General features: G+C 44.0%; 19 protein-coding genes. 11 read left to right on the top strand and 8 right to left on the bottom strand.

Annotated features, from left to right (window positions below; genetic code table 11):
• The first annotated feature begins 14 nt into the window (after window positions 1–14).
• The 7 genes from dld to metK all read left to right on the top strand — a co-directional run bounded on the left by dld (window position 15) and on the right by metK (window position 8,664).
• Complete coding sequence (gene dld / locus ZYMOP_RS04700; RefSeq protein WP_013934211.1) at window positions 15–1,748, top strand: D-lactate dehydrogenase; 1,734 nt, start codon at window positions 15–17, stop codon at window positions 1,746–1,748.
• 233 nt (window positions 1,749–1,981) lie between these two features.
• Entirely contained in the window at window positions 1,982–2,659 is a 678-nt protein-coding gene (locus ZYMOP_RS04695; protein WP_013934210.1) for a response regulator transcription factor, read from the top strand.
• An 89-nt stretch (window positions 2,660–2,748) separates the two neighbouring features.
• Window positions 2,749–4,116 (top strand): sensor histidine kinase, encoded by a 1,368-nt coding sequence (locus tag ZYMOP_RS04690; protein WP_080558582.1) that lies wholly within the window; start codon window positions 2,749–2,751, stop codon window positions 4,114–4,116.
• Between the two features lie 59 nt (window positions 4,117–4,175).
• Window positions 4,176–4,832: a heme ABC exporter ATP-binding protein CcmA gene (gene ccmA / locus ZYMOP_RS04685; protein ID WP_013934208.1), complete on the top strand. Its 657-nt coding sequence runs from the start codon at window positions 4,176–4,178 to the stop codon at window positions 4,830–4,832.
• Window positions 4,829–5,473, top strand: a complete 645-nt coding sequence (locus ZYMOP_RS04680) for a heme exporter protein CcmB (RefSeq protein WP_013934207.1) — start codon at window positions 4,829–4,831, stop codon at window positions 5,471–5,473. The genes ccmA and ZYMOP_RS04680 overlap by 4 nt, the downstream gene beginning before the upstream one ends.
• Window positions 5,474–5,714: 241 nt before the next feature.
• Window positions 5,715–7,298 carry an apolipoprotein N-acyltransferase gene (gene lnt / locus ZYMOP_RS04675; protein WP_013934206.1) on the top strand — a complete coding sequence of 528 codons (1,584 nt, stop codon included), beginning with the start codon at window positions 5,715–5,717 and terminating at the stop codon, window positions 7,296–7,298.
• Window positions 7,299–7,485: 187 nt separating this feature from the next.
• Window positions 7,486–8,664 carry a methionine adenosyltransferase gene (gene metK, locus ZYMOP_RS04670; RefSeq protein WP_013934205.1) on the top strand — a complete coding sequence of 393 codons (1,179 nt, stop codon included), beginning with the start codon at window positions 7,486–7,488 and terminating at the stop codon, window positions 8,662–8,664.
• A gap of 91 nt (window positions 8,665–8,755) precedes the next feature.
• On the opposite strand, the gene rpoN is transcribed toward metK, so the two are convergent.
• From rpoN to ZYMOP_RS04645, 5 genes are all read right to left on the bottom strand, one after another.
• Window positions 8,756–10,279, bottom strand: coding sequence for an RNA polymerase factor sigma-54 (gene rpoN, locus ZYMOP_RS04665; RefSeq protein WP_013934204.1), 1,524 nt, complete (start codon window positions 10,277–10,279; stop codon window positions 8,756–8,758).
• 46 nt (window positions 10,280–10,325) lie between these two features.
• Entirely contained in the window at window positions 10,326–11,108 is a 783-nt protein-coding gene (lptB, locus tag ZYMOP_RS04660; protein WP_013934203.1) for an LPS export ABC transporter ATP-binding protein, read from the bottom strand.
• Between the two features lie 235 nt (window positions 11,109–11,343).
• The gene (locus tag ZYMOP_RS04655; protein WP_013934202.1) at window positions 11,344–11,904 is read right to left on the bottom strand and encodes an LptA/OstA family protein; all 561 of its coding nucleotides are present in this window, start codon (window positions 11,902–11,904) and stop codon (window positions 11,344–11,346) included.
• Window positions 11,904–12,536 (bottom strand): LPS export ABC transporter periplasmic protein LptC, encoded by a 633-nt coding sequence (lptC, locus tag ZYMOP_RS04650; protein ID WP_252507398.1) that lies wholly within the window; start codon window positions 12,534–12,536, stop codon window positions 11,904–11,906. Before lptC ends, ZYMOP_RS04655 begins: the two co-directional genes overlap by 1 nt.
• 48 nt (window positions 12,537–12,584) lie before the next feature.
• Window positions 12,585–13,202 (bottom strand): ribonuclease D, encoded by a 618-nt coding sequence (locus ZYMOP_RS04645; protein WP_041581993.1) that lies wholly within the window; start codon window positions 13,200–13,202, stop codon window positions 12,585–12,587.
• Window positions 13,203–13,474: 272 nt separating this feature from the next.
• On the opposite strand from ZYMOP_RS04645, the gene ZYMOP_RS09645 reads away from it, so the two are divergent.
• Window positions 13,475–14,254, top strand: coding sequence for a cold-shock protein (locus ZYMOP_RS09645; RefSeq protein ID WP_041581708.1), 780 nt, complete (start codon window positions 13,475–13,477; stop codon window positions 14,252–14,254).
• A 172-nt stretch (window positions 14,255–14,426) separates the two neighbouring features.
• On the opposite strand, the gene aroE is transcribed toward ZYMOP_RS09645, so the two are convergent.
• The 3 genes from aroE to ZYMOP_RS04625 form a co-directional block, all read right to left on the bottom strand.
• On the bottom strand, window positions 14,427–15,278 hold the full coding sequence (gene aroE, locus ZYMOP_RS04635) for a shikimate dehydrogenase (RefSeq protein WP_013934198.1): 852 nt from the start codon (window positions 15,276–15,278) through the stop codon (window positions 14,427–14,429).
• Window positions 15,279–15,393: 115 nt separating this feature from the next.
• Entirely contained in the window at window positions 15,394–17,334 is a 1,941-nt protein-coding gene (locus ZYMOP_RS04630) for an amidohydrolase family protein (protein WP_013934197.1), read from the bottom strand.
• A 102-nt stretch (window positions 17,335–17,436) separates the two neighbouring features.
• The gene (locus ZYMOP_RS04625; protein WP_013934196.1) at window positions 17,437–18,069 is read right to left on the bottom strand and encodes a TetR/AcrR family transcriptional regulator; all 633 of its coding nucleotides are present in this window, start codon (window positions 18,067–18,069) and stop codon (window positions 17,437–17,439) included.
• 229 nt (window positions 18,070–18,298) lie between these two features.
• Here ZYMOP_RS04625 and ZYMOP_RS04620 point away from each other — a divergent pair, with 229 nt between their 5' ends.
• From ZYMOP_RS04620 to ZYMOP_RS04610, 3 genes are read left to right on the top strand one after another with little or no spacing between them, the layout of a single operon-like run.
• Window positions 18,299–19,462 carry an efflux RND transporter periplasmic adaptor subunit gene (locus ZYMOP_RS04620; protein ID WP_013934195.1) on the top strand — a complete coding sequence of 388 codons (1,164 nt, stop codon included), beginning with the start codon at window positions 18,299–18,301 and terminating at the stop codon, window positions 19,460–19,462.
• Window positions 19,463–19,465: 3 nt separating this feature from the next.
• The gene (locus ZYMOP_RS04615; RefSeq protein ID WP_013934194.1) at window positions 19,466–22,609 is read left to right on the top strand and encodes an efflux RND transporter permease subunit; all 3,144 of its coding nucleotides are present in this window, start codon (window positions 19,466–19,468) and stop codon (window positions 22,607–22,609) included.
• Entirely contained in the window at window positions 22,606–24,183 is a 1,578-nt protein-coding gene (locus ZYMOP_RS04610) for an efflux transporter outer membrane subunit (protein ID WP_013934193.1), read from the top strand. Before ZYMOP_RS04615 ends, ZYMOP_RS04610 begins: the two co-directional genes overlap by 4 nt.

Below are 24,183 nucleotides of genomic sequence, written 5' to 3'. Positions count from 1 at the left end.
AAAGGTAGCAGATAATGGTTCAGCTTCCCTCTTCTGTGGGTCATGGCAATGAAGCCGAAAATCAGCAATTTTTATCTCGTCTTCATACCATTGTTGGTCACAGTCATGTGCTGACTTCTGCTGAAAAGATGCATCATTATTGTAAGGGTTTCCGTTTTGGCATGGGAAAATTGCTAGCGGTTGTTCGTCCTTCTTCATTGGTAGAAATGTGGAAAGTAGTTGCGGCTTGTGTGGAAGCTGGAAAAATCATCATCATGCAGGCTGCTAATACCGGTTTGACTGGAGGATCGACTCCCGATGGGGACGATTATGATCGTGATATTGTTTTAATAAGTGGTCTGCGCCTTACTGGTATAAAGCCGATTAATAACGGGCATCAGGTGATCTGCCTTCCGGGTGCAACCCTTTATGAATTAGAAAATGTCTTAAGACCCTTGGGCCGTGAACCGCATTCCGTCATTGGTTCTTCTTGTATCGGGGCATCCGTTTTTGGCGGTGTTTGTAATAATTCCGGCGGCGCTCTAGTTCAGCGAGGCCCTGCCTTTACGCAGTTAACCCTTTATGCCCGCATCAATGAGCAAGGCACATTAGAATTAGTTAACCATCTGGGCATTCGTTTAGGCGATGACCCTGAGACTATTTTAAGTCGTGTAGAAAAGGGTCAATATACACAGGCTGATATTATTAATGACGATAGTAAATCGGCCTCAGACCATGATTATCAGCATCATGTCAGAGAAATTGAAGCCGAAACACCTGCGCGCTTTAATGCAGATTCTACGCGTTTATATGAATCATCGGGAAGTGCAGGGAAAATAGCCCTTTTTGCAGTGCGCCTTGATACCTTTCCCCAGCAAAAAGATGCCAAGGTTTTTTATATTGGCACGAATGATCCCGATGAATTTACCGAATTACGGCGTCATATTTTAAAAGATTTTCAATGTTTACCCATTGCTGGAGAATATTTGCATCGACATGCCTATGATATTGCTGCCCAATACGGTAAAGATACTTTCTTGGCGATTGAATATCTCGGCACCGATCGGTTGCCCAAACTCTTTGCACTGAAGAGTTGGATGGACGGTTTAAATGATCGTGTCAGCCATTTGATACCGCGGCATCTTAGTGATCATCTGATGCAATTTTCTTCGACCTTGTTTCCTCATCATCTTCCCAAAAGGATGGATGAATTTCGTGATCGTTATGAACATCATCTGATCTTGAAAATATCAGCCGATGGTATCAGCGAAGCCCGTAATTTTTTGGAGTCTTTTTTCAAAAAAGCGACGGGTTCTTATTTTGAGTGCACTGCAGAAGAAGGCAAAAAAGCTTTTCTGCATCGTTTTGCCGCCGCCGGTGCTGCCATTCGTTATAGGGATGTTCACCCCGAAGAAGTGGAAGATATTGTTGCCTTAGATATTGCACTGCCCCGTAATAACAAGGCATGGCAGGAACATTTACCCCCTGAAATCACGAAAAAAATAAGCCATATTCTCTATTATGGTCATTTTTTCTGCCAAGTTTTTCATCAAGATTATATTATTAAAAAAGGGGAGAACTGCTCTGAAATTGAACATCAGATGTGGAAAATTTTAGATAAACGTCATGCTGAATATCCGGCTGAACATAATGTCGGTCATCTTTATTATGCAAAAGATAGTTTAAAACAGCATTACCATACCCTTGATCCGACAAACTATTTCAATCCCGGTATTGGGCATACCAGTAAAGCGGCTTACTGGAAATAATTAAGCTATTATAAATATGGCGCTTTCTAGAGCAGGGAGAAATTTTATATAAACAATAGGCTTTCGCAAAAACCGCTATTATCCGATGATTGTATAAAAAAGCAGATCTTTTTAAAAAGATGAGGAACAACATAGGGTTAAAGTGTTTTATCTCTATGCAGTACAAGAATGGATAATTCTGCGGGTTAGCGGTATGGCGAGATAAATAGAAGAATGAGAGAGAAGAGAGCGGTATGCGCGTTTTAGTCGTTGAAGATGAGCCGACGCTTTGTCGCCAGTTACGGACTACGTTGGAAGGCGCTGGTTATGCTGTCGATCTTGCTACAGATGGCGAAGATGGTCATTTTCTAGGCTCAAGCGAAAATTATGATGCGGTAGTGCTTGATCTTGGCTTGCCAGAAGTGGATGGCTTAACGGTTTTGGATCGTTGGCGGAAAGAGGGACGGGAAATGCCTGTTTTGGTTTTGACCGCCCGTGACAGTTGGTCTGATAAGGTCGCTGGGCTTGATGCGGGTGCCGATGATTATTTAACGAAACCCTTTCAGACTGAAGAGTTAATCGCACGCTTGAGGGCTCTGATCCGTCGCGCCTCTGGCAATGCATCTTCTGAATTAACGGCTGGTGATGTGCGGTTGGATACCCGATCGGGCAAGGTTACTTTGGCGGGTGAACCGGTAAAGCTGACAGCACAGGAATATAAGTTATTATCTTATTTAATGCACCATAAAGGAAAAGTGGTCAGCCGCACCGAAATGATCGAGCATATTTACGATCAGGATTTTGATCGGGATTCTAATACTATTGAAGTTTTTGTAACCCGTATTCGTAAAAAATTAGGTCAGGATGTTATTACTACTATCCGTGGACTTGGTTATGCTCTGAATGATCCCGAGGAACGGAATAATAGCTAATTATGGCGTTAGGCCGGTTCTTTTATAATAAGTGGAATCGTTTTTCTGTGTTTTCTTCTCGGGAGGTGGCATCAGAAAAAGAACTGATTATGGCGGCCCCTGTAGAAGATGATCTACCTTTAAAACCAACGGGCTCTTTAACTCAACGTTTAATTGCAATTTCCGCTTTCTGGATTTTTGTCTTGTTGTTGGGTGGTGGTTTGACTTTGGATCGGGTGCTGACTCAGACCGTTACCGATAATTTTGATAGCCAACTTGATTATGTTCTAGCGGCGATGATTGCCTCTTCGGAAATTGACCCCGAAGGGGCTGTTCGTCTTAATCGGCCTCTCGGCGATCAGCGTTTCTTGGAGGCTTATAGCGGTCTTTATTTCCAAATTAGCGGTAATGGTTATGAGCGATTTCCTTCGCCTTCTTTATGGGATCGTTTTTTACATGTGAGCCCTATGCCCAAAGGCCAACTGGTCCGTATTTACGATAGCAACGAATTTTCTGATGGCACTTTGCGAATTATGGAACGCGATGTGCGTTTACCCGGATCACCTGTTTTATGGCGGTTTCAAGTGGCAGAAATTCGGACTGCACTTGATAATCAAATCAAAAAACTACGCCATACCCTATTTAAAGCTTTTTTAATTTTAGGGTCAGGATTGATCGTTATCACGGTTTTACAGGTTACTATTGGTTTATGGCCGTTACGTAAGTTACGTGTAGAAATCAGTGCTATCAGAAATGGCCAGGCATCCCGTATTCGAGATAGAATGCCCAATGAAGTCGCCCCCCTTATTGAAGAGCTTAATGCTTTATTGCGGCATAACGAGCGCCAAGCTGAGGAAGCACGACGACATGCCGGTAATTTAGCCCATGCTTTAAAAACACCTCTTACAGTTATCACCAATGAAGCGAATGCAGATAGTGCCGAATTAAAGGCCGTTGTCTTGCGGGAAGTGATGACGATGCGCCGTCATGTCGATCATCATTTGGCCCGCGCCCGTGCGATTGGACGGCGCGGTAATGCCCAGAGTCAGGCCGAAGTTTGGCCCTCTTTATTAGCGGTAGAACGTGCCGTAACGCGATTATACCCTCATGCCACGATTGATCTTGCGGGTGTAAAGGATGCGGTTGTCCGGATAGAGCGCCAAGATTTAGATGAAATACTCGGCAACTTGATTGAAAATGCGGCTAAATACGGTCAAGGACGGGTCTTTGTTACCGTAGAACGCAATAATAATCAGATCGAAATTTTGATTGAGGATGATGGGACAGGCATCCCCGAGAACATGCGTGGTCAGCTTTTCAAGAGAGGGGCAAGACTTGATACCGGAAAACCGGGCACGGGCCTAGGTTTAGCGATTGTTCGTGATGTGGTAGAAATTTACGGTGGACAAGTCGTGTTGGAAGAAAGCGAAGATTTAGGGGGGCTATTTGTCCGCTTGACGTTACCCATGGTAAAATAACAGACATTGAAACATTTTTATCAAGAACAATTCAATAATTTTAAAGCGAGAAAAGGCGGGTGGCACCCATTAGTTTTCAAAATACGGTTCTTACTTGTGACAATATCGCCTGTTTACGCGGGGATAGATTACTGTTTACCCATTTATCCTTTCAGTTAAAATCGGGTGAAGTCCTGATGATAAAGGGATCGAATGGTACCGGTAAAACCAGTTTATTGCGTTTATTAGCAGGATTTTTGAATCCGTTTTCAGGCAAGATTACCCGTCAAGGCAATATTGCTTTTACCGACGAAGCCCTTGCTTTGGATCGTGATATTTCTTTGGAAAAGGCTTTGGCTTATTGGGCTGCTTTGGATGGTCAAAGGGGTGCTGAAAAAGAGGCTATGGATAAAATGGCGCTTTTGCCTTTAGCCCAGTTACCAGTACGGTTATTATCAACAGGTCAGCGTAAGCGCGCAGTTCTTGCACGCTTGATAACCGCCCATGCGCCGATTTGGTTATTGGATGAACCTGCGAATGGGTTGGATAGACTATCCGTCAAGCGTTTGCTTCATGTTATCCAAGATCATCTAGAAAAAGGCGGCATCGCCTTGATAGCGAGCCATCAAGCCTTGGATTTAGACCCGTATCCTGAGCTATCTATAGAAGATTTTAGACCTAGCCTTGAATCTCAATCTATATTTTGGGATTTAGAACCGGAAATCTCACCTTCATGAAACAGCTTGGACAATTAATTGGGCGAGATTGTCGTGTTTTAATAGGAGCAGGGGGCACGCTGCCTATCCTCTTTTTCTTACTAGTCGCGGTATTATTTCCTTTTGCCGTGGGTAGTGACAAATCTCTGTTAATGAAGGCAGGTGGTGGCGTGTTGTGGATCGCCGCTTTATTGGCCTCTTTGCTGCCCATTGATCGGTTGATTATCCCTGATTGTGACAATGGTTTTTTCGATCATTATACAGTACGTCAGATCAGTGAAGAATGGATCGCCGTCGCTCGCATAACAGCCCATTGGTTAGGTTTTGGATTACCTTTAATGGCCGCTTTGCTACCCGCTTCGGCTTTATTGCGGCTTGATTGGCCAGTATTTTGGAATCTTGAAGCCGGATTTTTGTTAGGGACACCGGGGTTAGCGGCTTTAGGCGTTATGATTGCGGCTTTGACGGCGCGTATAAAAAGCGGAAATGCTTTAACTGCTTTATTATTATTACCCTTAGCCGTCCCTTTGTTAATTTTTGGTGCAGGCTCCATTGATGGTCATCAGCCGGGGGCTTTTTTACTATTGGGAGCGTGTTCGCTTTTTTTATTGGCATTGGCACCCTTTGTAGTGGGGATAGCTTTACGGGTAACGCGGGAATAATCTCTAATAGGATGATGTGTCTGATGAATAGTCGCTTTTACTGACAACTTGGAAAATACTGACAACTTGAAAACAAAATAGAAAATATAATCAGGATGTGGCTGGCCTGATTGAGAATCTTTTTTTCCACATGGCCTGAAAATAGAATATCCAGTCTATAAAGTGAGAAAGAGAAGATGGATTTGATATAAGATATAATCTTCCTTGCCTTTTTCTTGCACTGTTGAGATAGGCTGAATTTGTGATATGGATTCTTGCTTTTCTTTCTGGTCTTGGGGCTGCTTTCGGATTACAGCCTTATAATTTATGGCCCTTGTCCTTCGTAGCACTGGCTTTATGGCTCGCCTTATTGCGGCAATCTAAAACGAACCGACAAGTATTTTTTCTCGGTTGGTTCTTTGCCTTTGGCTATTTTTGGTTAGGATTGGATTGGATTGCGCAGGCTTTCACGCATCAAGCCAATATGCCTTCATGGCTTGGCTTCATCGCTGTTCCTTTACTCTCCTGTTATTTATCCTGCTATCTGGCTTTGGGAACATTAGCTGCCCGATATTTTATAGCCGCAGTACATTCGCCTTTTTCAGCGTGGAAAAGAGCTAATCTCTCCACCATACCCATTTGGCGCTGGACGCTTGTGGTCGCTGGATGCTGGACGATAAGTGAATGGATAAAATCTTGGCTTTTTGCCGGATTTCCATGGAATCCTTTAGGGGTTATTTGGCTCAATCTTTTACCTGTAGCGGAAATAGCCCGTTGGATTGGTAGCTATGCTTTGTCGGCAATGGCCATTCTTGTGGCCGGTGCACTGCTTTCCTTATACGAGATTATATTTCCAAACCGTACGAAGCGGCTTTTTCCAGCACAAGGATGGTCACGATTTCTGCCTGCTATATTAATAATAATGCCAATTGTTGCTTGGACGCTTATCGCGGGTTACGATGTTCGCTGGTTATGGTCGGATAAAAAGCTGATACATCTCGTTATTGTTCAACCTAATATACCTCAGGATGAAAAAGCCGATACACGGTATCAGGCACGCCATGCGGCGATTTTCACCCGCCTTTCGGGAAAAGCCGAGCCTTATCCCAGAATGATTTTATGGCCTGAAGATGCTGTTCAAACCTATTTAGAAGAAGACCCTTTTACGCGCACGCATCTGAGTGAAATTCTAGCCCCGCGTGACTTGTTATTGCTGGGGGGAGACGCCCTTGTTAGCAATGATGAAGGCCGAATTATAGCGGTTCGTAATAGTTTATTTGTCCTGAATGCAAAAGGGATATTAGTAAAACGCTATGATAAGGCTAATCTGGTGCCTTTTGGAGAATTTATGCCATTTCGGCATTGGGCCTCTTATTTAGGATTAGCGCGTTTAGTCCCCGGCGACCTTGATTTCATTCCTGGACCGGGGGCAGAAAGCTTTAATTTTAAGGATTTTGGTTCAGTCGGTATCCAGATTTGCTACGAAATTGTTTTTTCGGGGCGCGTTGTTGACCGATTTCATCGCCCTGATTTTATCTTCAATTTATCCAATGATAGTTGGTTTGGTGTTTCTGGTCCGCCCCAGCATCTGGCCCAAGCTAGATTACGTGCTATTGAGGAAGGGTTACCCATAGCCCGAGCGACTTCGACAGGCATTTCTGCTCTAATAGATGCGGAAGGACATATTATCGACCAGTTACCCGTTAATAGAGCAGGGCGGTTATCTGTTGTCGTCCCCCCCGCCATGCAACCCACTTTTTTTGCCCGTTACGGGAATCGCATTTCCTTGATTTTTGCGATGAGTCTGTTGCTCATTACGCTATTAGGGCGTATTAAGGCCCGCTAAGTTAGATATAAGGAAAGCTTTATATCTTTATACGCCATTGTTTTGTAAGTTGTGGTTGAGGAATGGGGCTTGCCTCTGCGACAGAAAAAAATCACATTAGCTGTGAATATTTTTTCTGTCTTTCTGATCGGGAAACCATCAGGCTGGCTTCATTTTTATACTAACAGATAAGGAAAATCCTTTTTCTATGCGTAGCAACTACCTGTTCACCTCTGAGAGTGTGTCCGAAGGCCATCCCGATAAAGTTGCGGATCAGATTTCCGATGCTATCGTTGATTTATATCTGTCGCGCGATCCAGAAGCCCGTGTTGCCTGTGAGACGTTAGTCACCACACAGCGCATTATTCTGGGCGGTGAAGTTCGTTCGTCTGTCCCTGTCAGTGAAGCAGAAATCGAAAAAGTAGTTCGTGATACTGTCCGTGCGATTGGATATGAACAAACCGGTTTCGATTGGCGAACGGCTTCTTTTTCTAATCATCTTCATGAACAGTCTGCGGATATTGCCCAAGGTGTCGATGAAGGCCAAGATAAAGACGAAGGCGCTGGCGATCAGGGTATTATGTTCGGTTTTGCTACCGATGAAACCCCCGATTTAATGCCTGCTACGCTTTATTATGCCCATCGCATTTTAGAACGACTGGCTCAGGATCGCCACCAGAAAAAGGTAGATTTTTTAGAACCTGATGCCAAAAGTCAGGTTACCTTAGTCTATGAAAATGGGGTTCCTGTTAAAGCAGCGGCGTTGGTCTTATCGACTCAACACAGCCCTGCCTTGAGTTCGAAAGAAGGTCAGGCCAAGCTTCGTGAATATGTAAAGTCCGTTTATGCTGACGTTCTTCCGGCAGGTTGGATGCCTGAAGATAAGGCCATTTTTGTCAACCCGACGGGTTTATTTGAAATTGGTGGCCCTGATGGTGATGCAGGTTTAACCGGTCGTAAAATTATTGTGGATACATATGGTGGTGCTGCCCCTCATGGTGGCGGTGCTTTTTCGGGTAAAGATCCCACAAAGGTTGACCGTTCGGCTGCTTATATTTCCCGCTATCTGGCTAAAAATATAGTGGCGGCTGGTCTTGCGAAAAAGGTAACCATTCAGCTTTCTTATGCCATCGGTGTTGCCGAGCCTTTATCTCTTTATGTGGATACACATGGAACGGGTAAGGTCGATGAAGCCAAAATTGAAGCCGTTCTACCAAAACTGGTTCGTCTAACCCCCAAAGGTATTCGGACGCATTTGGGCTTGAATAAACCGATTTATAAACCTTCAGCCGCTTATGGCCATTTTGGTCGTAAATCTGAAGGTGATTTTTTCCCTTGGGAAAAACTCGATTTAGTAGAGGCTTTGAAAAAAGAACTCGCTGAGTAAGCTTTAAAAAACAATGAAGAGAGCCCGGCCTTTTATTAGGTCGGGCTTTTTATCGCTCGGTTATTTTTTAAGCAATTTCTTCGTAAAACGGCTATTTTTTAGAAGGATTAATAGCTTTTTGCCGCCGTCTTTGTACGGATGAGCCCAGACCGATCGCCTCCCGATATTTAGCGACAGTCCGCCGTGCAATGGCAAATCCTTTCTCTTTTAACAGCTCTACCAGCTTATCATCAGAGAGAACTTTTTCCCCTTCTTGCGCAATAAAGCGGGCGATGTGGCTTTTAACGGCTTCAGCCGCCGCGCCTTCTTCGGAACCATTTGACTGAATACCACTTGAAAAGAGATATTTCAGTTCAAACATACCTTGCGCACTTGAAAAATACTTATTGTTTGTGACGCGGCTGACCGTTGATTCATGCATATCAATAGTTTCCGCAACTTGACGTAAAGTTAAGGGTTTTAATTGTTCAATACCATGCAGAAAGAAGCCTTCTTGATATTGGACAATAGCCTTAGTTACTTTGATAATGGTACGCGCCCGCTGATCCAAGGCTCGGATTAACCAATTAGCGCTTGCAAGCTTTTCATCCAGCCATTCACGTTCCGAACGATCATTTTGATGAGCTTTTAATTCTGTATAATAATCTCTGTTCACTAATAATTTAGGGAGCGTGGCATTATTCAGTTCAATGGCCCAACCATCTTTGACGCGTTTGATAAATATATCAGGTACGACCGACTGAATTGGGGAAGAGCCGAATTTTAGACCGGGCTTGGGGTTATAATTTTGTAATTCCTGCACCATGTCGGCAAAATCTTCATCATCTACCTGACATAGTTTTTTTAAACGTGTGAAAGCCCCACGTGATAGCCATTCCAGATTGGCAATTAATTTTTTCATCGCAGGATCAAGACGATCTGCTTCTTGTGCCTGTAGCATCAGACATTCTGCCAGATTTCTTGCACCTACCCCAGTCGGATCAAAACTTTGAATGACCTTCAAGATGCCCAGAATTTCTTCTTCTGAAGCATTGAGATGTTCGGCAATGGCCTTTATCGGTTCTGTCAGATAGCCGGCCTCATCAATAAGGTCGATCATATGGCAGGCTACGGCTAAGGCATCACCAGAAAAACATAATCTTGCCTGATGTTCGAGATGGTCAGCCAAGCTTTCTTGATGGTTATCGGGAAGTTCTTTATCCGCACCTTCGTAGCTAGAACTACCGCTACCTGTATTAAGCCCTAAACTACCATCAAGCCCGCTTGGGTTGCCGGAAGGTTCAGGACTATCTGCTACACTGTCGTGATGGAAAACATCTTGTGTATAATCGGCATCCAGAGCCGTTTCCTGAAGATTATAGTCTGTCAGGCTATTATCAGAAGGGGTGTCTATGGATGAAAGTTGTTCTTCTCTGCCTTCATTTTCTGTGCTGTTGCCCCCGCCATCGCTGTCACCCTCGCTGTTAGTTTCAAGCAAGGGATTACTGTTTAATTCTTCCGCGATGAAGGTTTCTATTTCAAGATTGGATAGCGCGAGCAAACGGATCGCCTGCTGTAGCTGCGGCGTCATTACCAGAGACTGGCTTTGTCGAATGTCGAGTCTTGGACTCAGCAACCTTTAATCTCGCTCCTGTTAGCTTATCGGGTTTTAGACACAGATGCTAAAGCGTAAAATCTTCACCAAGATAGAGCCGTCGCACATTTTCATCAGCGACAAGCGCTTCTGGATTGCCTTGGAATAACACCCTACCATCGTAGATAATACAAGCCCGATTAACGATATCAAGCATTTCTCGGACATTATGATCGGTAATCAAAACCCCAATACCCCGATTAGAAAGATCTTCAATCAAATCTCGGATATCGGATATTGAGATGGGATCAATACCAGCAAAAGGTTCGTCCAGTAGCATAATAGAGGGATTCGCTGCCAAAGCGCGTGCAATCTCGCAGCGTCGCCTTTCACCACCCGAAAGAGCCATTGCCGGAGAATCGTAAAGTTTAGTTAGATGAAATTCGGATAAAAGCTGATCTAATCTTTCTTTACGGGCTTTTTTATCAGGATAATGAAGTTCCAGCACACAATCAATATTTTGCGCGACAGAGAGGCCGCGGAAAATAGAGGTTTCCTGGGGTAGATAGCCAAGACCTAAAATTGCCCTCCGATACATTGCCAAACCTGTAATATCATGGCCATCCAGTAAAATGCGTCCCGCATCAGGTTTGACCAACCCCATCACAGAATAAAAACAGGTCGTTTTACCTGCACCATTGGGGCCTAATAGGCCCACTACCTCACCACGTCCTACATTTAAGGACACATCTGCTAAAACCTGACGGTGATCATACGATTTCGCAATCGAAATAATCGACAAACCCTGAGATGTACCGACCTCATATATTTCTGAGGAAAGGGTGTCCTTAGGTCTATGATCAGGGTTCATCTTGAAATCCATATTAAGGAAAAAAATAAAAATAATATAATTATGGTGCCGTTATTACTTTACACATTATTATATAAATATAACTAAAAAATATTAAATTTATAAATTTAATATTAAAATAATTTATATTAATATTTTTATTAAAAATTAATATTATTTAAATAAGATATATTATGTCTTTGAATATTTTACTTTATATTTACCTTTTATCTTCATTTATCGAATTTCGATTACGTTATTTTGCGGGCGGCACAACAAAATGTCCTGTCACACGACCTTTGTTTTGACTATTGGAAGGTCCCACTGCACTACCATCTACGGTACCTTTCCCGGTATTAAGGTCAATGATCAAACGTCCACCATGGACAACAGAATCACCTCTTACCATTTCTACCTTTCCGATTAAGGTTATTAACCGGCGTACAACATCATAAATGCCGATGTCGCCTTTAGCCATCTCGTCAGGGGTTTGGATAGTAACCCCACCAGACGCATCTAGCCTTTGAATTTGGGGTGAGCTTTCGCCGCCTGATTTGGCTGGCGGCATCGTATAAGCAATACGAACATACTCCGCTGTAATCGTCATATCGGCTTGTTTTGCCCGAACATGCCCAGAGTAAATAGCCCGATTGGCTTTATAAAGTACTTCATTATGATCTGCATCAATATCAATGGGGGCATTGGTATCGTGATGACGAAAGCCTTGGGCGGATAAAGGGCTAATCAGAAGATTAGTACCAATTAAAGAAATAATAAAAGCACAAAGTGAAAAAAAAGACCTTGGGCCAGCGGGCATTATTTATCTCCTGACCGGCGGTCAAAATGAGTATGTGTCCGACCTTCTAATGTAGCTGTGCCATTGATCAGATCAACGTTAATATTTTCACCTTGAAAACTACCTGTGGGTGTCCGTCCTGTAACAGGACGATTACTCGTTATAAGTCTTTTATCAAGATCGATAGTCACATCTCGTCCATTGACATGATAGCCATTAGCCATAACTAATTCAGTTGGTCCATCTATGATTAGGATATTGGTATCCATATTATAGCGTCCGTGGGGCGCTTTTACCGTGGCTGGTCCACTATCTAGCTGAATTTCAGCAATAAGATCTGTAAGCCACAATTGAGGGTTACTGGAATCAGGTTGAATAGCGGATTCGGCCCTTAGTTCAAAAGCCCGTTTGCGATCATCATGCCCACGATAGATAGCTTTTCTAAGATTCATCCGCTCTTTAGTCGCTGCTATATGGTCTCGAGATAACACAAAGCTTAAATCTTTTCTGCCAATCAAAGGCGTGATCACCATCAAAACAATGACAATAAATATACCTATCGGCAGAATAATTCTAAGAATATGAATTATTCGGTCATGGTGGCTTCCTGCCAACGCCCATCGACGTCCTATTAGTTGGTCTGAAGAAACCATGACCGATATACGTAATCCTAAAGCGACCATCCTAAAATGGGATTAATTCTACATATGGGCGAAAATATCAGCGTCTGCCCAACCCGCAATATCAAGTTCAGCCCGTGTTGGTAGAAAATCAAAACACGCTTGGGCTAAGGCTTCACGTTTTTCCCGTTTCAGACGAATATCAAGTTTTTCTTTCAAAGCATGCAGAAAACGCACATCGGAAGCCGCATATTCTCTTTGCGGATCAGATAAATGAGGGCCACCCCAATCAGAGCATTGCTGTTGTTTCGATATATCGTGGCTTAATAATTCTCGGACTAATTCTTTTAGTCCGTGACGATCAGTATAGGTTCTGACCAGTTTTGAAGCAATTTTTGTGCAATAAACTGGGGCAGCCATCACCCCGAGATAGTAAAGAATCGCTGCGATATCAAAACGACCGAAATGATAAATTTTAAGTCGATTAGGATCGCCTAATACCGCTTTCAAATTAGGAGCGCTATAATCGCTATCCGGTGCGAATCGCACGAGATGTTGATCACCCTTACCATCTGAAATCTGGACAACACATAACCGATCTCGGCGTGTAATAAGTCCCATTGTTTCCGTATCGACCGCTACTGAACCTTCAGAAAGCGCGTCTTTCGGTAAATCTTCTTCATGAAAATAAACAGTCATGACAAGCGGCATAGAACTAAGCGGCGCCTGTCTCAAGCCATATCAGGGGGTATTAGGCCATAGTGGAAGGCATTTTAATCTCTTTAATCACTCCTTTCGTCTTAATTATTAATATATTTAATAGATTGGTGTGGAAACTACTCGCAGTTATAACGTTTTATCGGTAAAGAGAGTGTGTGTTGTGCCGAGCGGTCGGTGCGGCAGGGTATGTGTCTCTCGTTCGATGCATGCCCGGAATTGAAGTTGGACGAACCAAGAAAGTATTTAAGGGCATGAGTTTCGATAGAGGCAGACGTGGCCAGCGTGGCGGCCGTGATAAACGTGACAGTTTCGGTGGCGATGAATCCTATAGTAGTAATTATGGTGGTGGTGACCGTTTCGGCGGCGGTGGTTTTGGCGGTGGTGACCGCTTTGGTGGTGGTGATCGTTTCGGCGGTGGTGACCGCTTCGGCGGCGGTGCAGGTGGCGGCGGCGGTTTCCGCGGCGGCCGTGGCGGCGGCGGTGGTGGCGGTGGTATGCCTCCCCAGGTCGTGGGTGAAGGCACCGGCGTTGTAAAATTTTTTAATGCCCAGAAGGGTTTCGGTTTCATCGTCCGTGATGATGGCGGTGAAGATGTTTTTGTTCATATCTCTGCTGTGGAGCAGGCAGGCCTCACTGGTCTTGCAGAAGGTCAGCCTTTAAGCTTTACCTTGGTTGATCGTGGTGGTCGTGTTTCGGCTACCAATCTGGGTATTGAAGGTGAACCTTTACCCATCACGGAATCCTCTGCACCTCGTAGCAGCGGTGGTGAATTTGGTGGCGCACGTAGCGGTGGCCCACAGCGCCAGTTAACGGGTGAAAAATCCAGCGGTACTGTAAAATTCTTCAACGCGATGAAGGGCTTCGGTTTCATTCAGCGCGATGATGGACAGCCCGATGCTTTCGTTCATATCTCTGCTGTTGAACGTGCTGGTCTTCCTAGCCTTAACGAAGGTGATCGTCTTACCTTCGAATTAGAAGTAGATCGTCGCGGTAAGTATGCTGCGGTCAATCTTGGCCAGTTAGACGACTAAGCAACCCACCTGCTTAAAAGCTAACGATAAAAGCCGGCTGGTTTTACCCGCCGGCTTTTTTTTGTCTTTGATCAGGAATTGAGATGACCCTATTTTAAGTGAGGTTATATTTTAGAATTTTATTTCAATTTTTAGAAATTTATCTGACCTAGTCGCTTCTCATAATAAGGCCTTAAGCCCCAAAAATATCGAAGAGCCTATCTTCCATCACTTGTGTTTCAGCTTCTATATTGAACCATAATTTGATCGCAACAGCACCCTGATTAACCAGCATGCCTAAACCATCAAGTGTTTTAGCTTTTTTTTCAGCCGCAGCCTTTAAAAAGGCAGTTTTGGGCGGATTTGGGATAACATCCGCTACAATTAGACCCTCTTTAATACTATCGATATTAACAGGGGGGAGGGCTTTTTCATCCCCAAGACCAATAGAGGTTGCATTGACGAGAATATCAATATCATCGGGCAGCTGATAATCACCTTGCCACAGTGTAAATTTAGCTTGAGCCGGTGTTTTTTCATTAACCAATTTAGCAAGCGCCTCACCTCGTTCAGCGTTCCGGTTAATAACGGTGATTTCTGTTGCCCCGGCAAGGGCGAGTTCAACTGCAACCGCGCGGGCAGCGCCGCCTGCGCCTAACAAGGCAATTTTTTTATCTGTGGGATCCGTGATCTTTTTTAAAGAAAGGAGAAAACCTTTGCCATCACTATTATCACCCGTCATTTTTCCATCGCGGATAGTCACGCAATTAACCGCACCAATAATAGAGGCCGATTCACCTATTTCATCAATTAGATCGATAATGGCTACTTTGTGGGGTGTTGAGCAATTAAAGCCTACCCAACCCATGGCCTTTGCCCCTTCAACTGCGGCCTTCAGATTGTCCTTGGTTACCTCGCAATTAATATAGCGGGCATGGAGCTTTTGAGAGCGATAGTCCGCTTCCATCATTTCAACGGTCGGATTATCAGCGGAGGGTGAAGAAAATGAGCCCGTCAAAGCTTTTAAAAAATTTTCGTCTTTCATAGCATTCTCTTTTTTATAAATTATTGTTTTTACGTTGTTTTAGATAAACGGTGGCCGTTTCAAGGAAGTTCCTTGATTGCTATAATTTTTATGGCGGCGGTTTTTCAAACAGGCATTAATGATAAAAATGGATATTTTTTAATTCTAGCCATTCAGTATCACCTGCCATACCGCTTAATTCAAAAGAGACAGTTCGGATCGTTTTAGGATTAAAGATACGATATAGATTGGGATTAGTAAGCTGCGAAAAAGCAATATGGATTTCTTGTTCTTGTTCCTGTGCTTTAAAGCTTATGGTAAAAGGATAATTACTGCCATAATGGTCGGTTTTTAATTGATAATTACCTGTGCTATGGCCGCGAACAGTAAAAGCGATTCCAGTAAATTCTGAAACATCTGCACATAAAACACCGCCCGGGGTCAGGGGTATCTCTAACGCTGCGTGATGTAGTTCGCCCTGACTGTTTAGATTGTCCGCAAATTGGGCTGTTAACAGCAAAGGGCGACCGATTGTTTCTTCATCTCTTGTGAGGATAAGAAAACTTCGATCGGCTCCAGCATCTGTGCGTCGAATAGGTCGCGTCCCGAAATCCGTAAGAATTGGATAGCGAATGTTTTGGGCTTTACCGGAATAAATAATTTCTGGGATTTTAAGGCTAGGTAGCGGTGTCATATCTGACATAGCTAAAAGATCGCGCAAGGCTTTTAGTTTAATTTCGCGACCAGCAAGCCAGAGCTGATTTATCTGATCCAAGTCATTGATATTTTGATCGGGGGCACCCTTTACCAAAATAAGATCCGCTATTTGCCCAACAGCAATGCGCCCATGTCTGTGATTTTTATCAATAATGTCAGCACTATTAGCCGTTGCTGCTTTTAGAGCCTGTGCAGCAGAAAATCCTAATTTCGTCAGAAGTTTTATTTCATGGAGGGTCGAGGCGCCATGCCATGTGCCTTCCATACCCGCATCCGTCCCTATTGCTATAGGAATCCCTGCTTTAGCAAGACGCTGTACATTCGTTTCCATAATAGTATAGCGCTGCCGATCCATGTCCCGCACTGACGGCGGATTAATGATTTTGGCTTGTTCTGCCTGTTGTTCTACGGGTTGTAAGGCGATCAGTTCATTTTCATCAAATCGTGGTCTATCCTCTGGCTCATAGACACTTAAAGTCGGCACATAGGCAACGTGATGTTCTTTCAGAAGCTTAATTTCTTCTTCATCTACGAGCGTGTCACCGATCCCGTGTCCCAAGGCATCAACATCGGCGGCAGTTGCAATTTTTGCACCCCGTAAAGTAACGGTATGCGTCATAACGGGTAATCCGGCTTGATGGCTGACTGTTGTAATAGCCTGTAAGGTCGGCCCATTCATATCAGAAAGGTCAGGCATGTGACCATACCGCCAACCATCTGTAAAAACCTTAATCATATCTGGATGATAGGTAAGTGTTTTTTTTGTCTTGAAAAATGCCGTCTGGGGCGCATTCACCTCATAGGTAAAATCTTCCCCCCAACCGGCTTCTGTGCCATGACCATGACTAGTGCTGAAACGGGAAGCGAATAAGATATGCGGCGCTATTTGCTGTCCTGATGTAATCAATAGTCTTAAGGGCGCAAACATTTCGCCATAGGTAGAAAAATCATTGACCGTTGTCACACCATGAACAAGATAAGCCGCATAGGTTTTGCCTAGATCCTCTGGATTAGCATTAGCTGACGAACTAAGATGAGTGTGCAAATCATGCAGACCGGGTAGTAAGGTCTGACCTTGGGCATATATTATTTTGCTATGAGATTTTTTTTTCAAATGAGGGCCAATGGCCGTAATAAGAGCCCCTTCAATAAGCACATCGCCCTTTATCGTGGTTCCAGTGCCATCGAAAATACGAGCATTTTTTATTAAGAAAGCATTATCTTTTTTTTGAGCATAGCAGGGAGAAGATAGAAATCCTGTAATTAGACTAAATAGAATAGGGATAGTTAAGATTTCAGACGTCTTTAAACCTGAATATTTATGCCGAAATACTGACTGTTTGGAAGAGCGGACAGGCATAAATTTCTCCCATATTAGATCAGTCTGTTATAGTGTAAACGAGATAGGAGATATTATCCTGTCGCTACCTAATAAAATTATGATACCGGTTAAGTAGCTGTTTTAGCATAAACCTTTAAGAAAAATATGGACTGCCTCGCGGATATAAGGTTCAATATCTTCATCTTTCATAAGTGTTTTATGAAAAAGAGTACTTAAAAGAATTTCACCTACCGTCATTCCGCAAATCATACATGCGTATTTGATAGGGTCTTTGATAGTATACTTATTCCGTTTTTGTTGTTCTATAAACCATTGTTTTAGATTATCATCTTTTTTACCTTGCATAAGGCTTGTCATGATATCCCGCATATCGTCCGATTTCTGTTCGATTGCGAGAATACGAAACAAGCTTAGGCGATCGGGACGTAAAATGGTTCTGACGATCGCCATCAATAGATGGCAGAGATGCTCTTCAGGATCTGAAGGAGAAGGGCCTTTTGGCCATTGAATAGTGAATAGGCGCTCTTCAATAAGCTTTTTAAAGAGGCGCTGTTTTGAAGGAAACATTTGATAGAGGGTTTTTTTTGACATGCCTGATTGTCGGGCCACTCGGTCCATAGAGGCACCATCATAACCATAAGTCTGTAAGACAGAAGCAGCTGCTTTTAAAATAAGCTGGCTACGCTCTTCTTCGTCAAGCTGTGGAGGGCGTCCTACTTGACGTCTAGGCGTTGAAGGGTCTGCATCAGACATAAAAGTGAATAGATCCTTAATTTAGGCATCGGAAAATTTGAAAGGAATCATAATGAAAATGTATCTTCTTTATTCTAGCGCATAAAAGAATTTTTTGTCTTGACCACATTATAAGTGGAGGATAGCTTCACAAATAAGAAACTATCAAGTTTCTTATTTAATGCATTCGATATTTTTCTCTTAAAAAAATTATAAATTATAAATCTGAAAATTGGGATAGGGGTCTGGGTTGAAACAAATAATTGCCTTGCTGCCTGTTTTAGCTGGATCAATGTTGATACTGGCGGCTTGTCACCAGAAACCGAAGGCTGCACCCCCTGTTTTACAGGACGTGAATTTTATTGAGGTTAAAACCCAAAGTTTAACGGTGCATAGCGATTTGCCCGGACGCACCTCCGCCTATGAAATTGCAGAAGTAAGGCCCCAAGTAAATGGTATCGTCACAGAGCGATATTTTAATGAAGGCCGCGATGTTAAGAAGGGGCAGGCTTTATTTTTAATTAATCCGGCTCCTTACAAAGCAACCTATGATGCCAATCTAGCACAATTAGCCCGCGCTGAAGCACAGGAAAAAACGGCGGCGGCTAAGTTAGAACGATACAAAGCTTTGGCCCCTATTCAGGCTATCAGTCGTCAGGATTATGATGATGCCTTGGCAACCCAACGTTCTGCAAAAGCAGACATTGCCCAAGCGAAAGCCAATGTCGAAAGATCTGCCGTTGATTTGGGATATACACGGGTTACATCGCCTATCACGGGGCGAATTGGGCGCGTATTGACGACCGTCGGTGCCTTGGTGACGACTACTCAAAATTCTAATATGGCTATTGTTACCCGTTTAGATCCTATTTACGTCGATGTTAATTTACCGACCGTTGATTTTTTAAGACTACGGCGAGAATTAAAAGCCGGTAGTTTAAAGCGGAATGGGAATGATGCCGAAGTCTCTTTGATTTTGGATGATGGTTCGACCTATAATCATAAAGGACGGCTCGCCTTAAGCGAGGTCAATGCTGATCAACAGACTTCTACTATTATTGTTCGCGCCGTTTTTCCTAATCCCGAGCAATTATTATTACCCGGTATGTTTGTTTATGGTCGTATTGATGAAGGGGTTGATCCTCATTCTATCCTTATTCCACAAGTTGCTTTATTCCGAAACAACCATGGCGATCCTCTAGTTTATATTGTGAATAAAGAGGATCAAATTGAAGTCCGTCCGATTAAAACCGGCGAGGCAGTAGGAAATAACTGGGCCGTTACCAGCGGTTTAAATAATGGCGATCACGTGCTGATAACGGGGCTTCAAAAAGTCAATATCGGCGATAAAGTTCATGCAATTAAAGCTTCTCCTGAAGACTCTGCGGCTACGAAAAAGGGCGATAAGGCGTAAATTATGGCACGTTATTTTATCGATCGCCCTATCTTTGCTTGGGTCGTGGGCTTGATTATTATGTTATTGGGTGGCCTGTCTATTCTGAGAATGCCTATTGCCCAATACCCAACCGTAGCACCGCCACAGATTGAAATAGGTGTCTTTTATCCGGGGGCGTCTGCTGAAACTATCAATAATACCGTTGTCCGTCCCATTTTGCAGCAAATGCACGGCCTGGATAATTTGGAATATATTTCTGCTTCTTCTTTTGCTTCGGGACAGATGACCATTGATCTGACCTTCGCCCAAGGGACAGATGCTGATATTGCGCAGGTTCAGGTTCAGAATAAATTACAGTTAGCCCAACCCCGTTTGCCTTCTGATGTTGTTAATCAGGGCATTACCGTTAATCGTTCTGCCAAAAGTTTTATGATGATTATGTCGTTCATTTCGACTGATGGTAGTATGTCCTTTCAGGATATTAACGACTATGTGGCTTCCAATATTGCCGATCCGTTGAGCCGCGTTTCAGGAATTGGTGACTATACGTTGTTCGGTTCTGAATATGCGATGCGTATTTGGCTGGATCCGGACAAATTATATAAATATAATCTGACAATAACAGATGTTCAAAGCGCTATTGCTACCCAGAATATTCAGCTATCCTCTGGGGAACTGGGGGGCTTGCCTGCTGTTAAAGGTACGCGTTTAGATGCGACTATTATTGGCCCCACACGTCTGACCTCGGCCGAAGAATTCAAAAATATTCTTATTAAAGCACAACCCACTGGAGCCCAGATACGTTTAGGCGATATTGCTAAAGTTGAACTGGGGGCTCAAAATTATAGTTTTGACATCCGTTATGACAACCAACCCGCTTCCGGCATTGCTGTTAAATTGGCGCCTGGCGCTAATCAGCTGCAAACAGAAAATCTGATACGGAAACGGTTAGCTGATTTGGAACCTTTTTTCCCGCATGGGCTAAAAATAGAATATCCCGTCGATACAAAGCCGTTTATCACGGCTTCTATTCACGAGGTGATAGAAACACTGCTGGAAGCTATTGCGCTCGTTTTTTTCGTAATGTTAATCTTTTTACAGAATTTTCGTGCGACTTTGATTCCGACTATTGCTGTTCCCGTCGTGTTATTGGGTACCTTTGGCGTGCTCTCTGTCCTTGGTTATTCAATCAATACCCTAACGATGTTGGCTATGGTGCTGGCCGTTGGGCTGTTGGTTGATGATGCTATCGTTGTCGTTGAAAATGTTGAACGTTTGATGACCGATGAAAAGCTGTCCCCTAAAGAAGCGGCCAAGCGCTCTATGGATGAAATCTCTGGCGCACTGATCGGTATCGTCCTGGTATTAAGCGCTGTGTTTTTACCAATGGCGGCCTTTTCAGGTTCAACGGGCGTTATCTATCGTCAGTTTTCGATTACCATTGTTGTTGCCATGGGGCTTTCCGTCTTAGTGGCTATGATTATGACACCGGCGCTTTGTGCGACGATGTTAAAGCCTATCAACCCTGAAAAAGAGCATCGCCGTTCAGGCTTTATTGGCCGTTTGGCAGATGGTTTTAATCGTGGTTTTGATCGATTAAATAATGGCTATCTTGGCGGTGTTTCGTGGTTGCTAGGTCGGTCCGTTAAAGGGGTGGTTGCCTTTTTATTGATCGTCGTGGGGGTCGTTTTTCTCTTTAGCCGTCTTCCTACCGGCTTTTTACCCGACGAGGATCAGGGTGAATTTATTGGTCAGGTAACGATGCCTCCGGGGTCTAGTCAGGAACAGACTGCCGAAGCGGTTAAAAAAGTTACCAATTATTTAATGAAGGCAGAAAAAGATAGCGTCCTTTCCATTCTTACCGTCAGTGGTTTCAACTTTGGTGGTCAGGGGCAAAATGCAGGGTCATTCTTTGTCCGGTTAAAGCCATGGGATGAACGCCCAAAAGCTTCACAAGGCGCTTCTGCGATTGCGCTACGGACAATGATGCATTTTGCGAATGATCCGAGTGGAATGTATTTTGCTTTCAATATGCCTGCTGTCCGTGATCTTGGAAACGCGACTGGTTTTGATCTTGAGTTAGAGGACCGTGGCCATATTGGGCATGAAAAATTTTTGGCTGCCCGCAATATGTTATTAGGTATGGCCTCTAAAGACCCCCGTTTAAGTGCCGTTCGTCCTAATGGGATGGAGGATGCACCCCAATATCATTTAACAGTCGATTACGGCAAAGCGACAACTATGGGGTTGTCCCCGAATGATGTGAATATTGCTCTTCAGGGTTCTTTGGGCTCTATTTATGTGAATCAGTTTATGCGTGATGACCGTGTGAAGCAGGTCTATATCATGGGTGCTCCAGAGGCACGCATGTTACCTTCTGATTTATCGAAATGGTATCTGAGAAATAATATCGGCACTATGGTGCCTTTCAGTACCTTTATGTCAGGCGAATGGCAGACTGGCCCGCAAAAGGTCGAGAATTACAACGGTTATAATGCCTTTGAAATTATGGGAACGGCGGCCTCTGGACATAGTTCGGGTGAGTCCATTCAGGCGATGACCGAAATTCTGCATAAATTACCCGAAGGGGTGGGATATGAATGGACAGGTTTGTCCTTTGAAGAGCAGGCTGCGGGTTCTTCGACGGCTTCTCTCTATGCGCTATCAGCGATAGTAGTTCTGTTCTGTCTGGCCGCTCTTTATGAAAGTTGGGCGATCCCGATTTCTGTCATTCTTGTCTTGCCCTTAGGCGTGCTGGGCGCGGTTGTCGCTACCTTAATGCGTGGCCTATCTAACGATGTATATTTTCAGATCGGGCTGTTAACCACCGTGGGGTTAACCGTAAAGAATGCTATCCTCATCGTTGAATTTGCCAAAGCCTTCTTTGATGATGGTATACCGCTTGGTAAAGCCGTCATGCAGGCGGGACGGGAACGGTTAAGGCCAATTCTGATGACCTCTATTGCTTTTGTTCTAGGGGTTATTCCCCTGAGTATTGCAACAGGGGCATCTTCGGCTGCCCGGATTGCCATTGGTACCGCGGTCGTGGGCGGTATGCTTACCGCAACTTTGCTGACAATTTTCTTTGTCCCCCTTTTCTTCGTGCTGGTGCTGAAGCTGTTTAGGGTTAAGCCGAATAATATCGAGAAGAAGGCCGCTATATGATGGGATGTCAGTCTGTCTCCTCGACTGTTTTAGGGTTTATGAAAAAGAGCTATTGTTATGGTATAACCCCTATTTTGGTGGGGAGTGTCCTTCTAGCGGGTTGCACCATGGCGCCTAAATATCATCGACCGGTATCTTCAGTTGCTGAAAACTGGCCGAAAACCATTTCACAGCCGGCCACTGGTACGTCATTTAATAAACCGAACCCTCTCGCTCGCGATCTCGGATGGCAGGATTTTTTTAAAGATCCTCGCTTAAAGGCACTAATTACGATTGCTATCCGTGAAAACCGTGATCTTCGCTCTGCTATTTTAGCAATTAGTGAAGCACAGGCCCAGTATAGGATACAGCGTGCGGCATTATTACCGGCCATTAGTGGGACGGGCGAAATGATGTACCAGCAACCTTCTGGACAATCGGGTCTTAGTTTTGCTCCGGGGGTAGGCGAAAGTATTCCTCGCTTTCATTATTACACAATGGGGATCGGTTTTACTTCTTATGAAATCGATATTTTTGGGCGGATTCGTAGTCTAAGTAAGGAAGCGGCAGAGAAGGCCTTAAGTCAGGAAGAAAACGCGCGCGCTACACTTATTGGTCTTATTGCTCAGGTAGCGAATAGTTATCTTGCGTGGCTTGCGGATCGGGAAGCTTTAAATCTTGCTGAAAAAAGCTATCACGCAGCGGGGCGGGATTTGGAATTAACACGTGCCTTGTTAGAACATGGCGAGGCCAGCCTTTTAACGGTAAATCAGGTCGAGACTCAGTTTCATCAAGCCGCCGATACCTGTGAGCAGATAAAAAGACAATTAAGGGATGAAGAGAATAATCTAACTTTATTGGTTGGACAGACTTTACCGGATAATTTGCCGCCTCCTTTGCCTTTTGGCGAGCAAAATATTATGGAGGATATATCGGCGGGTTTACCTTCTGATCTCTTGGAAAATAGGCCTGATATTAGAGCAGCTGAACATGATCTTGAGGCTGCCAATGCTGATATTGGTGCGGCAAAAGCGGCTTTTTTCCCAAGGGTCATGCTATCCTCTACGGTAGGTAATTCTAGTCTTAAAGCTAGTCAGATTATTACGACAGCTGCGAATACTTGGGGGTTTGAGCCACAAATTTCTGTTCCTATTTTTAATTGGGGACAAAATCGGGCCAATTTACGTATCTCCAAAGTCGAGCGCGAAAGAAAGATTGCGGCTTACCAAAAAGCCATTCAAAGCGCTTTTCGAGATGTATCCAATGCCCTTATTGGACGAGAGACCTATTTAAATGAAGAAATTGCGTTGGGAAAGGCGGCGGCAAAAGCCGAGGATAATTGGTATCTTACGCAATTGCGTCAGGAGCAAGGAAGCGATTCGGCCTTAACAACGATTACCTATGAACAGACTTATTATCAGGCTGAATATCAGGCCTTACAAAATCGGGTGGCGCGGTACCAAAATTTGGTAACCCTCTATGCCGCTTTGGGTGGAGGACTGAAGACCTACACAACGCCCCCTGTGCCTGTTGTTAATAAAAACGGGCATAAGGCAACAACTGTATCAGCGACGAAACCCCCATCATTACGATAA

It is taken from the genome of Zymomonas mobilis subsp. pomaceae ATCC 29192 (assembly GCF_000218875.1).
Taxonomy (GTDB): domain Bacteria; phylum Pseudomonadota; class Alphaproteobacteria; order Sphingomonadales; family Sphingomonadaceae; genus Zymomonas; species Zymomonas pomaceae.
This window is presented reverse-complemented; position numbering and strand designations above follow the sequence as displayed.

Excerpts from the sequence above, each read along its gene's own strand:
- dld (WP_013934211.1), top strand. The coding sequence starts at position 15 with ATGGTTCAGCTTCCCTCTTCTGTGGGTCATGGCAATGAAGCCGAAAAT.
- ZYMOP_RS04695 (WP_013934210.1), top strand. The coding sequence starts at position 1,982 with ATGCGCGTTTTAGTCGTTGAAGATGAGCCGACGCTTTGTCGCCAGTTA.
- ZYMOP_RS04690 (WP_080558582.1), top strand. The coding sequence starts at position 2,749 with ATGGCGGCCCCTGTAGAAGATGATCTACCTTTAAAACCAACGGGCTCT.
- ZYMOP_RS04680 (WP_013934207.1), top strand. The coding sequence starts at position 4,829 with ATGAAACAGCTTGGACAATTAATTGGGCGAGATTGTCGTGTTTTAATA.
- metK (WP_013934205.1), top strand. The coding sequence starts at position 7,486 with ATGCGTAGCAACTACCTGTTCACCTCTGAGAGTGTGTCCGAAGGCCAT.
- lptB (WP_013934203.1), bottom strand. The coding sequence starts at position 11,108 with ATGAACCCTGATCATAGACCTAAGGACACCCTTTCCTCAGAAATATAT.
- ZYMOP_RS04655 (WP_013934202.1), bottom strand. The coding sequence starts at position 11,904 with ATGCCCGCTGGCCCAAGGTCTTTTTTTTCACTTTGTGCTTTTATTATT.
- lptC (WP_252507398.1), bottom strand. The coding sequence starts at position 12,536 with ATGGTTTCTTCAGACCAACTAATAGGACGTCGATGGGCGTTGGCAGGA.
- ZYMOP_RS04645 (WP_041581993.1), bottom strand. The coding sequence starts at position 13,202 with ATGACTGTTTATTTTCATGAAGAAGATTTACCGAAAGACGCGCTTTCT.
- ZYMOP_RS09645 (WP_041581708.1), top strand. The coding sequence starts at position 13,475 with ATGAGTTTCGATAGAGGCAGACGTGGCCAGCGTGGCGGCCGTGATAAA.
- aroE (WP_013934198.1), bottom strand. The coding sequence starts at position 15,278 with ATGAAAGACGAAAATTTTTTAAAAGCTTTGACGGGCTCATTTTCTTCA.
- ZYMOP_RS04630 (WP_013934197.1), bottom strand. The coding sequence starts at position 17,334 with ATGCCTGTCCGCTCTTCCAAACAGTCAGTATTTCGGCATAAATATTCA.
- ZYMOP_RS04625 (WP_013934196.1), bottom strand. The coding sequence starts at position 18,069 with ATGTCTGATGCAGACCCTTCAACGCCTAGACGTCAAGTAGGACGCCCT.
- ZYMOP_RS04615 (WP_013934194.1), top strand. The coding sequence starts at position 19,466 with ATGGCACGTTATTTTATCGATCGCCCTATCTTTGCTTGGGTCGTGGGC.
- ZYMOP_RS04610 (WP_013934193.1), top strand. The coding sequence starts at position 22,606 with ATGATGGGATGTCAGTCTGTCTCCTCGACTGTTTTAGGGTTTATGAAA.